Origin of the sequence: Mesorhizobium sp. M4A.F.Ca.ET.020.02.1.1, from assembly GCF_004022645.1 — a bacterium.
Lineage (GTDB): Bacteria > Pseudomonadota > Alphaproteobacteria > Rhizobiales > Rhizobiaceae > Mesorhizobium.
This window is the reverse complement of record NZ_RZOI01000106.1, coordinates 1-11,945: the sequence shown is the minus strand read 5'-3', so window position 1 is coordinate 11,945 and position 11,945 is coordinate 1. Positions and strand designations below refer to the sequence as shown.

At 64.7% G+C, this 11,945-nt stretch carries 15 protein-coding genes; 7 read left to right on the top strand and 8 right to left on the bottom strand.

Annotation, left to right across the window (positions count from 1 at the left end):
* The 3 genes from EN742_RS10045 to EN742_RS38035 form a co-directional block, all read right to left on the bottom strand.
* Positions 1-755: ABC transporter permease (locus tag EN742_RS10045; protein ID WP_148670064.1), on the bottom strand; the 755-nt coding region annotated here is incomplete at its 3' end.
* A complete protein-coding gene (locus EN742_RS10040; protein WP_128332743.1) occupies positions 752-2,284 on the bottom strand; it encodes a sugar ABC transporter ATP-binding protein in 1,533 nt (510 codons plus the stop codon). The genes EN742_RS10045 and EN742_RS10040, both read right to left, overlap by 4 nt.
* A gap of 60 nt (positions 2,285-2,344) precedes the next feature.
* Complete coding sequence (locus tag EN742_RS38035) at positions 2,345-2,482, bottom strand: hypothetical protein (protein ID WP_189363206.1); 138 nt, start codon at positions 2,480-2,482, stop codon at positions 2,345-2,347.
* A 272-nt stretch (positions 2,483-2,754) separates the two neighbouring features.
* On the opposite strand from EN742_RS38035, the gene EN742_RS10035 reads away from it, so the two are divergent.
* Together EN742_RS10035 and EN742_RS10030 are read left to right on the top strand one after the other, a co-directional pair.
* Complete coding sequence (locus tag EN742_RS10035) at positions 2,755-3,486, top strand: rhomboid family intramembrane serine protease (RefSeq protein ID WP_128332742.1); 732 nt, start codon at positions 2,755-2,757, stop codon at positions 3,484-3,486.
* Positions 3,487-3,591: 105 nt separating this feature from the next.
* Entirely contained in the window at positions 3,592-4,023 is a 432-nt protein-coding gene (locus tag EN742_RS10030) for a CBS domain-containing protein (RefSeq protein WP_126054363.1), read from the top strand.
* Between the two features lie 59 nt (positions 4,024-4,082).
* Here the strand turns inward: EN742_RS10030 and EN742_RS10025 are convergent, their stop codons facing one another.
* Positions 4,083-4,340 (bottom strand): YjhX family toxin, encoded by a 258-nt coding sequence (locus tag EN742_RS10025; RefSeq protein WP_127407736.1) that lies wholly within the window; start codon positions 4,338-4,340, stop codon positions 4,083-4,085.
* 281 nt (positions 4,341-4,621) lie between these two features.
* On the opposite strand from EN742_RS10025, the gene gatB reads away from it, so the two are divergent.
* The gene (gene gatB / locus EN742_RS10015; protein WP_128332741.1) at positions 4,622-6,121 is read left to right on the top strand and encodes an Asp-tRNA(Asn)/Glu-tRNA(Gln) amidotransferase subunit GatB; all 1,500 of its coding nucleotides are present in this window, start codon (positions 4,622-4,624) and stop codon (positions 6,119-6,121) included.
* Positions 6,122-6,125: 4 nt separating this feature from the next.
* On the top strand, positions 6,126-6,614 hold the full coding sequence (locus EN742_RS10010; RefSeq protein WP_127407739.1) for a GNAT family N-acetyltransferase: 489 nt from the start codon (positions 6,126-6,128) through the stop codon (positions 6,612-6,614).
* 47 nt (positions 6,615-6,661) lie between these two features.
* Here the strand turns inward: EN742_RS10010 and panC are convergent, their stop codons facing one another.
* Together panC and panB are read right to left on the bottom strand one after the other, a co-directional pair.
* Positions 6,662-7,525, bottom strand: coding sequence for a pantoate--beta-alanine ligase (gene panC / locus EN742_RS10005; RefSeq protein WP_128332740.1), 864 nt, complete (start codon positions 7,523-7,525; stop codon positions 6,662-6,664).
* Positions 7,522-8,364 carry a 3-methyl-2-oxobutanoate hydroxymethyltransferase gene (panB, locus tag EN742_RS10000; RefSeq protein WP_126054367.1) on the bottom strand — a complete coding sequence of 281 codons (843 nt, stop codon included), beginning with the start codon at positions 8,362-8,364 and terminating at the stop codon, positions 7,522-7,524. Before panB ends, panC begins: the two co-directional genes overlap by 4 nt.
* Before the next feature lie 221 nt (positions 8,365-8,585).
* Between panB and EN742_RS09995 the strand changes: the two genes are divergently transcribed.
* From EN742_RS09995 to EN742_RS09985, 3 genes are all read left to right on the top strand, one after another.
* On the top strand, positions 8,586-8,984 hold the full coding sequence (locus EN742_RS09995; protein ID WP_126054368.1) for an NADH:ubiquinone oxidoreductase subunit NDUFA12: 399 nt from the start codon (positions 8,586-8,588) through the stop codon (positions 8,982-8,984).
* Positions 8,985-9,110: 126 nt separating this feature from the next.
* Positions 9,111-9,647 (top strand): DUF2155 domain-containing protein, encoded by a 537-nt coding sequence (locus tag EN742_RS09990; protein WP_126054369.1) that lies wholly within the window; start codon positions 9,111-9,113, stop codon positions 9,645-9,647.
* Positions 9,648-9,733: 86 nt separating this feature from the next.
* A complete protein-coding gene (locus EN742_RS09985; RefSeq protein WP_126054370.1) occupies positions 9,734-10,120 on the top strand; it encodes a hypothetical protein in 387 nt (128 codons plus the stop codon).
* An 11-nt stretch (positions 10,121-10,131) separates the two neighbouring features.
* On the opposite strand, the gene aat is transcribed toward EN742_RS09985, so the two are convergent.
* Together aat and EN742_RS09975 are read right to left on the bottom strand one after the other, a co-directional pair.
* A complete protein-coding gene (gene aat / locus EN742_RS09980) occupies positions 10,132-10,749 on the bottom strand; it encodes a leucyl/phenylalanyl-tRNA--protein transferase (protein WP_126054371.1) in 618 nt (205 codons plus the stop codon).
* Positions 10,750-10,777: 28 nt separating this feature from the next.
* A partial coding sequence (locus EN742_RS09975) for an acetyl-CoA carboxylase biotin carboxylase subunit (RefSeq protein ID WP_148670063.1) occupies positions 10,778-11,945 on the bottom strand: 1,168 nt, incomplete at its 5' end.

Here is an 11,945-nt window from a genome sequence, read left to right as displayed (position 1 = left end):
GCGACGATGAGCCCGCCGAGCGATGCCAGCGCGCCCGAAATGACATAGGCCGAGAGGCGGTAGGCCTTGGTCGGCGCGCCGGAAAGATGCGCGGCCGTCTCGTTGCCGCCGATGGCGTAAAAGACGCGGCCCCAGCGCGTGCGCTCCATCAAGAACCAGGCAAGGAACGCGACGACCGCCATCACCACGACCGACATCGGAACCAGGTCGAAGAGCCGCGAGCGCCCGAGAATCAGGAAAGCCGGATCGTAGGCGCCGGGCACCGTCGAGCCGTCGGGAAGCACCATGCCGGCGGTGATCGAGCGGCCGCCAGTCGGGATCAGCTGCAGGCCAGCGAGCAGGAACATGGTCGCGAGCGTGGCGAGAAGATCCGGGACGCCGACGCGCACAATCAGCAGTCCGTTGGCCAGGCCGATCAAGGCGCCCATCAGCAGCACCAGCGCGATCGTCCCGGCGGCGTCCATCTGCCAGACGACCATGGCATAGCTCGCCGCCATCACCGAGGAGGCGGCGACGCTACCGACCGAAAGATCGAATCCATCCGCCGCCATGGTGATCGACACGCCAACGCCGAGGATGGCGACCACCGAAACCGCCTGCAGGATCGAGAACAGATTGGCCGAGCGGATGAAGGCGGGCTGCACATGCCAGAAGCCGATGACCATCAGGGCAAGCAGCACGAAGAGCGCGTATCGGCGGATATCGCGCAGAAGCGAAGGACGTGGCGCGGCATGCGTTGTGGTCAGTTCGGTCATCTCGGGTCTCCGGCGGTCTCCTCTCCCTCGACCTTGTTGATCCGGTCGGTGAGCGAGCCATGGCCGTCTTCGGCCGTATGAAGGGAATGGTTGCGCATGACGAGGATGCGGTCGGCAACCTCCAGCGCTTCCTCGGCATCGCTGGTCGCGATCAGGGTCGCCGAGCCGCTCTGGCTGCCGCGGATGGCGGCGATCAGGTCGGCGCGCGCGCCGACATCGACGCCTTGGAACGGTTCGTCGAGCAAGAGCAGCCGGCAGGGTGCCGCCTGCCAGCGGGCGAGCACGACCTTCTGCTGGTTGCCGCCGGAAAGTTCGTCCAACGTGTCGTCCGGTCCGCGCGCCTTGATGCCAAGCCGCACTATCGCCTCGGCGGAAACCTTTCGCTCGCGCTGGGTCCTGAGCAGGCCGCCTGGAAACCAGCGGCTGAGATGCGGCAGGGCGATGGTGCCGGCGATGGTGGCGCCGGGAACTTCCGAAGGCAGCAGCGATGATTGCCAGCGATCCTCGGCGGCCATGAAGACGCCCTTCTGGATCGACTGTCCTGGCCCGTTCGAAAGCCAGGGTTTTCCGTCGATCTCGAAATTGCCTTCGGCAAGGATTTCGAGGCCAAACAGCGCGCGCAGCAGCCGGCTCTTGCCGGAACCAAGCGTGCCGATGATGGCGACGACCTCGCCCGAGCGGAGATCGAGGTCGAAGGGCTCGGCGCCAGCGACCAGCCTGGCACCCTTGATCGACAGGATCACCGGCGCGGTCGACGCCTTGTCGCGACGGGTGGCAGCTTCCAGCGGGCGGCCGATCATTGCGGCCACCGCCGCCGGGAAGTCGATCGGCCTGGCAAAGGCGCCGACGATGCGGCCGCCGCGCATTACGACGGCGCGGTCGGCGATCGCGGCGAGATCGCCGAGCCGGTGCGATATGTAGAGCACCGCCATGCCGCTTGCGCGCAACCGCCGGATGACGGCGAACAGCCGCTCGGCTTCGGTGGTCGAAAGGCTCGATGTCGGCTCATCGAGGATCAGGACGGAGGCGCTCGCGGCGACGGCACGGGCGATTGCAATCAATTGCCGCTCCGCCGGGCGAAGGTCGATGAAGTCGCGGTCGAGCGCCAGGTCGAGATCGATCAGTGCCGCGATCTCCTTCGCGCGCTTGCGGATCGACCTGTTCGAGACGAGAAAACGCCCGCCCGGGCTGCAAAGCTCGTCGAGCACAAGATTCTCGGCGACCGTCAGCCCGGGAGCACCCGCCTGGTCGGTTGCCTGATGCACCGTCGCGATGCCGGCGGCCTTGGCGGCGCTGGGCGAGGCGAAGGCAACGGCCCTGCCGTCCAGCATGATCGTGCCCGCATCGGGCGTGTACGAACCCGACAGAATCTTCACCAAGGTCGATTTGCCGGCGCCGTTGGCGCCCATCAGCGCCACGACCTCGCCGGGGGCGACGTCAAGGTCGGCGCCAGCGAGCGCGCGTGTCGGCCCGAAGGACTTTTCGATGCCGGTAACGGAGACGGCGATGGCTGAGGCGGCTTGTGGCAAGGTGCGTGAGCTTCGGGCTGATGGCGGTGCGCTGGGGGCGGAGGGTGATAGTCGCCTTTGTCACCTGTCATATTCCATGGTCGCCAGCCCGGCATTGTAGTCCGGCGAATAGACGATGCCATTGGCATCGACGAACACGTTGGTCGACTGGATTGCTTGCCGGCCGGTTGGGGCGCTTGTCAGCGTCTCGGAGACCAAGCTGCGACGCCGGCGGCGAGAGCCAACGAGAGGATATGCTTGATCATGTGGAGACCCCTTTGAAATCGGCCGCATTCTAGGGAGGGGTCTTGCTGCTTCCGAGAACGCGCGTTGCGAGTTTCGCGAACGCCAGAGCATTTCCACTTTGTCTCCCTTCTGGTTCTTAGCAAATGACGGCGAGGCTGCGGCCGCACGCTTTGGGAAACAGAATTGTTTCAACCCGGGCGCCCTTGCTCTAAAGCTCGCCGATCGAATCCCAGGATGCTTTGTCAATGAGCGAGCCGGTTAGCCCTTCGGAAATCGAACAGCAGGACGATGCGCCGGAACCGCGCCGCGAACCGGTGTTCAACCTGCCGTCGGTGGTGCTGGCGGTGATCGGCATCTGCATTGCCGTTCACCTGGTGCGCGTCTACCTACTGACCGACGACCAGGATTTCGCCCTGCTGGTGCGGGCGGCGTTCATCCCGATCCGCCATTCCGGCCGTTATGACCTCGAGGTTTATGCCTTCACCAGCCCCTTCACCTATGCGTTCCTGCATGGCGGCTGGGCGCATCTCCTGATCAACATGGTGTGGCTGGCGGCGTTCGGCTCGCCGCTGGCGAACCGATTCGGCGCGCTTCGCTTCGCGCTGTTCTTTGCGGTGACGGGGCTTGCGGCGGTGGCATTGTTCTATGTCCTGCACCCGCTCGGCGAGGCGCCGCTGGTCGGCGCTTCGGGCGCGATTTCCGGCATGATGGGGGCGGCGGCGCGCTTCGCCTTCCGCATCGACCGTTCGTCGGGCAGAGGCGCCTTTGCCGGCGCGCCCTTGCCGATGACGGAGGTGTTCCGCTCGCGCGGCGTCGTCACTTTCCTTGGTGTCTGGATGGTGATCAACCTCGTCACCGGCCTGATAGGCTTTGCTCCAGGCGTCGACGGACAGATCGCCTGGGAGGCGCATATTGGCGGCTTTGTCGCCGGCTTCTTCGGCGTGCGCGCTTTCGACCGCCGCCAGCCGCTGGAGTGAGCCGCGCCGCACTTGAAATGCAAACAATCACGGCGCACCATGTTCACCGGAACGTGAATGCCGGTCAGGGCAGGAACCGGCAAGCAACAAGCTGAGGAGGACGCCATGACTGTTAAGGCAATTCTCGAGAAGAAGGGCCATGACGTGTTGACGCTCGGGCCGAACGAAAAGCTGAGCGAGGCCATCCGCATCCTGACCGAACACAGGATCGGCGCGCTGGTCATCACCAATGGCGACCATAAGATCGTCGGCATCCTCTCCGAGCGCGACATCGTGCGCGTGCTGGCCAAGGAAGGTGCCGCGGCGCTCGACATCGCGGTACGTTCGGCGATGACGCCGAAGGTGAAGATCTGCAACGAGAACCACACCGTCAACGAGGTGATGGAGATCATGACCAAGGGTCGCTTCCGCCATCTGCCGGTGGAAAAGGATGGCCTGCTCTACGGCATCGTGTCGATCGGCGACGTCGTCAAGCGTCGCATCGAGGATGTCGAGCGCGAGGCCGAGGAGATCAGGGCCTATATCGCCACCGCCTAGCAAACGTGGCGAGAACCGCCGGCCGCTGCCGGCCGGCGGATTTTGAGGCGCGAACGCCTCTACCTGTTGTCGAGTTCGGCGCGGACGAGTTCGAGCCCGCGCCTGGTGATGCGGTAAGGCCCGCCACCCGACGAGGAAACCGCCTTCTTCCGCTTCAGTTTTCGAAGCAGCTCGAGATCAACGCCTGGGTAGCGCCAGCCGTCGCGGGTCAGGCATTGGACCGAAGCGATCTTCCTACTGTCATTCTTTTTGATTTCGATGCGCCCGCCCTGAGCGAGCAGGTGCAGGATGCGCTGTTCAATGCGCGAGATATCCATCTGCAGAATTCCCGGGAAAACAACAAAAGCCGCCGCCGCGAGATTTCGCGGCACGGGGTTTCAGGTTTTGTCGCCCTGCCTCGCTACGAGGTCAGGGCCTTACCGGGACTGAGCGTAAGTGGACATCCACTCTCCATTGGATGGACGTCCTATAGGCGAAAGCGGCCGAAAAGGCCAGCGCGCGGCTTTGCGCTTGTCTCGCCGGGCGGTTTGCACTAGCGAAGGCCAACACCCAAATTCGCGAAAATCGCAATTCTCGCGAGCCACAAGCGCAGGCCACCATGAGCATCATCGATACCCGCACCCCCGACGCAAAACGACTGATCCCCGGCGCCACCGGCGACTGGGAAGTCATCATCGGTCTCGAAGTGCATGCCCAGGTGACCTCGGAGGCGAAGCTGTTTTCCGGGGCGTCGACCTCGTTCGGCGCGGCACCCAACGCCAATGTCAGCCTGGTCGACGCGGCGATGCCCGGCATGCTGCCCGTCATCAACGAGGAATGCGTCAAGCAGGCGATCCGCACCGGCCTTGGCCTGAAGGCCGAGATCAACCACAAGTCGGTTTTCGACCGGAAGAACTATTTCTATCCGGACCTGCCGCAGGGCTACCAGATTTCGCAGTTCAAGCAGCCGATCGTCGGCGAGGGCAAGGTCATCGTCTCGGTCGGCCCGGACCGCCAGGGCGAGTTCGAGGACATCGAGGTCGGCATCGAGCGGCTGCATCTGGAACAGGACGCCGGCAAGTCGATGCACGACCAGCATCCGACCATGTCCTATGTCGACCTCAACCGTTCCGGCGTGGCGCTGATGGAGATCGTCTCCAAGCCGGATATGCGCTCGGCCGACGAGGCCAAGGCCTATGTGACCAAGCTGCGCACCATCGTGCGCTATCTCGGCACCTGCGACGGCAACATGGACGAAGGCTCGCTGCGCGCCGACGTCAACGTCTCGGTGCGCAGGCCGGGCGGCGCATTCGGCACGCGCTGCGAGATCAAGAACGTCAACTCGATCCGCTTCATCGGCCAGGCTATCGAATACGAGGCGCGCCGGCAGATCGCCGTCATCGAGGATGGCGGCACGATCGACCAGGAGACGCGGCTGTTCGACCCCAACAAGGGCGAGACGCGCTCGATGCGCTCCAAGGAAGAGGCACATGACTACCGCTATTTCCCCGACCCGGACCTTCTGCCGCTGGAGTTCGACCAGGCCTATGTCGACGCGCTGGCCAAGGATCTGCCGGAACTGCCCGACAACAAGAAGGCGCGGTTGATCGCGGCGCTCGGCCTGACGACCTATGACGCCTCGATCCTGGTGTCCGAAAAGCCGATCGCCGACTATTTCGAGAAGGTGGCCTCCGGCCGCGACGGCAAGCTCGCCGCCAACTGGGTGATCAACGATCTGCTTGGCGCTCTCAACAAGGCCGGCAAGGACATTGAAAATGCTCCAGTTTCGCCCGAGCAACTCGGCGCCGTCATCGATCTGATCAAGGAAGGCACGATCTCCGGCAAGATCGCCAAGGACCTGTTCGAGATCGTCTGGAACGAGGGCGGCGATCCGCGCCAGCTCGTCGAAAGCCGCGGCATGAAGCAGGTCACCGACACCGGCGCCATCGAGAAGGCGGTGGATGAGGTAATCGCCGCCAATCCGGACAAGGCCGACCAGGCCCGCGCCAAGCCGACCATGGCCGGCTGGTTTGTCGGCCAGGTGATGAAGGCGACCGGCGGCAAGGCCAATCCGCAGGCGGTCAACGACCTCGTCAAGGCCAAGTTCGGAATCGAATAAAGCGATGTTCGTCCGTACCGCCAGCGAGCGCGATCTTGTTGCGATCCGCGCGCTGCTGGTCGAGACGTGGCACGCGACGTATGACGCCATTTACGGCGCCGAGCCGGTCGGGGCGCTCACCGACGAATGGCATTCGATCGCCTCGCTCAAGGCCCGGCTGACGCGGCCGGACTCCGAATTCCTGGTCGCCGACGACGGCAGGCGACTCGGCGGCATGGCATTCGCCGCCGCCACTACCGACCCGAAGATCGTCCTGTTGAACCAGCTTTATGTGCACCCGTCCTGCCAGCGGCAAGGGATCGGCAAGGCGCTGCTCGATGAGGTCGAGGCCAGCTTTCCGGAAGCGAACAGGCTGCGCCTCGAGGTGGAGGAAGCCAACGCGGGGGCGATCGCCTTCTACCGGTCACAGGGATTTGTGGCCGCCGGCGAAACCAAGGATTGCGGCGGCGGTTCCGGGCTGCCGGCGCTGGTTTTCGAGAAGCCCCTCCGATAGTCAGCGCGGGAGACAGCGGCGCGGGCGAAAGGTCTGACCGCGCGCAGTCAGGGCGGCGACATGACGGCAGGAATCTCCACATTATCGATCAGCCTGGTCGTGCCGAGCCAGACGGCCGCGAGCACGCGGCCGTCGCGGTCGCGCCGCCAGGGGGCGAGCGTCAGGCTTTCACGCGCCGCGACATAGTCGACCTTCCGGAAGCCTGCCTCGACAAGCGCCTGACGGGCATCCGCGGTCGTGCCGGCTTCCTCGGCGCCGGCCGCGAGCGCCGCCGCCGCCCGGCGCAGGATCGCGTTGAGCTTGCGCGCGACTGCGAGTTCCCTGTCGCCGAGATAGGCGTTGCGCGAGGACATGGCGAGGCCATCCGCATCGCGCACGGTCGGTGCGCCGACGATGGCGACGGGCAGGTCGAGGTCGCGGCAAAGCTGCCTGACGACGCAAAGCTGCTGATAGTCCTTCTCGCCGAAGATCGCATAGTCGGGAGCCGCTTGCAGGAAGAGCTTGGCCACGACGGTGGCGACACCGTCGAAGAAGCTAGGCCTGAAATCCGATTCCAGGCCGGAGGAGGGGCCGCCGACCGAAATCCTGGTGGCGAAGCCGGCCGGGTACATCTCCGCGACGCCTGGCGTGAAGACGAGATGCGCGCCGGCTTCGGCCAGCCGTTCGAGGTCGCGGGCAAGCTGGCGCGGATATTTGTCGAGATCCTCGGTCGGGGCGAACTGCGCCGGATTGACGAAGATCGAGACGACGCAGCGCTCGGCCTTTTCGAGCGCCATCCTGACCAGCGAGATATGGCCGTCATGCAGCGCGCCCATGGTCGGCACCATGGCGATGCCGAGGCCCTCGCGCCGCCAGTCGCGGATTTGCGCGCGAAGGGCGGAAACCGTTTCGGCGACGATCGGTCGACTCATACCTTGTCCTTATCGGGTGTGGCGGCAAAGACGTGGTCCGGGCCGGGAAACGCGCGGTCGCGCACCTCCGCCGCGTAGCGGGCGGCAGCGTCCGAGACGACATCGCGCAGGCTGGCATATTCCTTGACGAATTTCGGCACGCGGTCGACGGTCAGGCCGACCATGTCGTCGATGACCAGGATTTGGCCGTCGCAATCGCGGCTGGCGCCAATGCCGATGGTGGGGATGGCGATGGCGCGGGTAAGATCAGCCGCGACGCTCTCGACGGTGCCCTCGATGACCACGGAAAAGGCGCCGGCCTTTTCCACCGCTTCGGCGTCGCGGAACAGGGCGGCCACATTGTCTTCGGTCCGGCCCTTGATCTTGTAGCCGCCGTCCTTTTCCACCGATTGCGGCTGCAGGCCGATATGGCCCATGACCGGGATGCCGCCGGCCACGATCGCGGCGATCTGCCCGACCATGTCGACGCCGCCCTCGAGCTTGACCGCCTGGCAGCCCGTCTCCTCGACAATGCGCCGCGCCGAGGCGACGGCCTCAGCCACCGACGTCTCATAGCTGCCGGCAGGCATGTCGACGACCACGCAAGCCCTGTCGGAGCCGCGCATCACCGCCTGACCGTGCGCGATCATCATCTCCAGGGATGCGCCAAGCGTGGTCTTGTGGCCGTGCAGCACCATGGCGACACTGTCGCCGACCAGAAGCAGGTCGACGTGGGGATCGAGCAATCGGGCGACAGGATAGGTATAGGCGGTCAGGCAGACGATCGGCACGCCGCCCTTGCGGCGGCGAATGGCGTCGGCGCTGATCCGGCCACTGGCGGACAGGTCTTGAATCTTCACCTCCCTTGGCCGGGCACCAGGCCAGGCGCCCGTTGCCGGGCGAGCAGAGCTTTAGAAAGACAGGAACTGCTTGGCAAGCAGGGCTGCCGCTATCCGCGCGGCTGTATCGATTTAGCGCACGAACCATTTACATTGCGCCCCACGGCAAAACCCTTGCCTTCGCGATTGCGTGACGCCATAAGCAGGAGAAAGGCGCAGCCGCTGCCGCCGCGAGGACTTGGATGAAAGCTTTCCTTACGCAGTTTTTCACCTGGTGGAACAGCCAGACGCTGGGAACGCGGTTCCACACATGGCGCCACGGCAGGAAGGTCGGCCAGGACGAAGCCGGCAACGTCTATTACGAGGGCGGCATCGATTCAGAAGGCCGCACCCGTCGCTGGGTCATCTACCGGGACTATTCGGAAGCCTCGAAGATCCCGCCGGGCTGGCACGGCTGGATTCATCATCGCGTCGATGTGGCGCCGCCGAGCGACGACTATCGTCCGCGCGAATGGCAGAAGCCGCATTTGCCGAATCTCACCGGCAGCCCTGCGGCCTACCGTCCGCAGGGCTCGGTGCTGACCAACCAGCACCGCCCGCAAGTGACCGGCGACTACGACGCCTGGACGCCCGGCTCGTAATCGGCGGCCGAGGTGCTGATCGGTCCTTTGTCGCCACAATTGACGTTTAGCTGCTTGCTGATCTGAAAACGGCGACTAGCCTTGGGCGAGCAAGAATCACTCCGGGCGCAACCACCGGTATCCCGCATGAGCATCTTCAGCCGAATCTCGTTGGGCGCCGCGGCCGCGGCAACAGCCGCTGTCGCCGCCTGCACGGTGACGGTTGCCGCTGCGCAGACGCCGGCGGCGCCGGTGGCTGCCGAGCGCATCACCAATCCGGTCGCCGAGTTCGCCGGCATCGACAAAATCACCGGCCGGATCATCACCTTCGATGTCTATATCGACGAGACGGTGCAGTTCGGCGCTTTGCAGGTGACGCCGCGCATCTGCTATTCGCGGCCGGAGACGGAGGAGCCGAAGACCGATTCCTTCGTCGAGGTCGATGAGATCACGCTCGACCGCAAGATCCGCCGCATCTTCACCGGCTGGATGTTCGCCGAGAGCCCCGGCCTCAACGCCGTCGAGCACGCCGTCTATGACGTCTGGCTGAAGGGTTGCAAGCAGAAGTCGGACGTGCCGCCGCCCGAGGCCGCCAAGACCGGTGCGTCACAGGTCGATACGTCCAAGCCGAAGGCCGCCGCCGCTCCGGCTGCGACCGAGCCGGATAGCGGCGAGGCCAACTGATCCAACAGCAGAATCGGGGAACCGCTTCGTTCGCCACACGTTGGCAAAAGAGCGATTGCGCACTGTTGCGCATGGAGGATCTTGCGATGTCAGCAACCAAGCACATGACGGTCAGCAAGAAGGAATTGCTTGACCTCGAAAGGGGATTCTGGACCGGCGATGCGGCCTACTATGCGGCCAACGCCGATGCCGAATGCCTCGTGGCCTTTCCGGAGATGGCGCATGCGATCAGCAATGCCGATCTGGCTAAAACCGCCAGCAAGCCACGTCGCTGGCGCGATCTCGACATCGACCTAAAGGGCATGGTCGAACCCGGCAGCGACATTGTCATGCTGACCTACGAGGCGCACGCGACGCGCGAGAATGGCGAAATCTACAACGCGCTGGTCAGCACCGGCTACGTGCATCGAACCAATGGCTGGAAGATGATGTTCCATGCGCAAACGCCGATAGAGGCTTCAGCAAAAGGCTGATCGCTACGGCCTCATGGCGAGAAGATGGCTTCGCTCTTCAAGGCCTCGGCCAGCATCTTCTCATACTGGCCGCGCGGCACGTCGACGGCGCCGAAGCGCTTGAGGTGCTCGGTGGTGAACTGGGTGTCGAGCAGCGCGAAACCGCGCGCCTTCAAGCGCTCGACCAGGTGATAAAGACAGGTCTTGGAGGCGTCCGTTTCCCTGGCGAACATACTTTCGCCGAAGAAGACGCGCCCCAGCGAGACGCCGTAAAGGCCCCCGACCAGCCGATCCTCGCGCCAGGCCTCGACCGAATGGCAATGGCCGAGGCGATAGAGTTCGACGTAAGCCTCGCGGATCGGCGCGTTGATCCAGGTCGAGCGGCGCTCCTCGCGTCTCTCGGCGCAGCCGTCGATTGTCGCCTCGAAATCGAAATCATAGCGGATGTCGAAGGGGTGTCTGCGGATCGTCTTCTTCAGGCTGCGCGGTGTATGAAACCTGTCCAGCGGGATGATGCCACGCGTCTCCGGCCGCACCCAGAACACTTCCGGATCGCTGGCGCTTTCGGCCATCGGGAAGACGCCCGAGGCATAGGCCTTCAGCAAGAGGTCGGTCGGGATGCGATAGCCGGGCGCATAGGGACGGGTCATCGCGGCATTATAACTGCAAGTTCAGCGGCTATTCCTCTTTAGCCAGATATTTTTCCAGCCAGTGGATGTCGTAGTCGCCATTGGCGATGTCGGGGTTGCCGACTAGGTCGCGGAACAGCGGCAGCGTCGTCTTGATGCCGTCGACGACGAATTCGTCCAGCGCTCGGCGCAGCCGCATCATACACTCGACGCGGTTGCGGCCGTGCACGATCAGCTTGCCGATCAGGCTGTCGTAATAGGGCGGGATCTTGTAGCCGGAATAGACGCCGGAATCGACGCGGATGCCCAGCCCGCCCGGCGTGTGGAAATGGGTGATCGTGCCCGGCGAGGGGGTGAAGGTGCGCGGGTCCTCGGCATTGATGCGGCATTCGATGGCGTGGCCGTTGAACTTGATGTCCTCCTGCCTGACCGAAAGGCCGCCGCCGGAGGCGACACGGATCTGCTCGTGCACCAGGTCGATGCCGGTGATCGCTTCCGTCACCGGGTGCTCGACCTGCAGGCGGGTGTTCATCTCGATGAAATAGAACTCGCCGTCCTCGTAGAGGAATTCGATGGTGCCCGCGCCGGAATAGCCGAGATCGGCGACGGCCTTGGCGCAGATGCCGCCGATGCGCGCGCGTTCCTCGGCATTGAGCGCGGGCGAATTCGCCTCTTCCCAGACCTTCTGGTGACGGCGCTGCAGCGAGCAGTCGCGCTCGCCGAAATGGACGCCGCGGCCGGCGCCGTCGCCGAACACCTGCAGTTCGATATGGCGCGGCTTCTCCAGGTATTTCTCGATATAGACGGCATCGTCGCCGAAGGCGGCGCCGGCTTCCGAGCGCGCCGTCTGCAGGGCGATCTCGAGGTCGGCCTCGCTGCGCGCCACCTTCATGCCGCGCCCGCCACCACCGGCCGAAGCCTTGATGATCACGGGGTAGCCGATCTCGGCGGCGACGCGCTTGGCTTCCTTCTCTTCGCTGATCGCGCCGTCGGAGCCCGGCACGACCGGGATGCCCAGGCGTTTTGCGGTGCGCTTGGCCTCGATCTTGTCGCCCATGACGCGGATATGGTCGCCGGACGGGCCGATGAAGGTGATGTTGTGAGCGGCCAGGATGTCGGCGAACTTGGCGTTCTCCGACAGGAAACCATAGCCCGGATGCACCGCGTCCGCGCCGGTGATCTCGCAGGCGGCGACGATCTGGTGGATGTTGAGATAG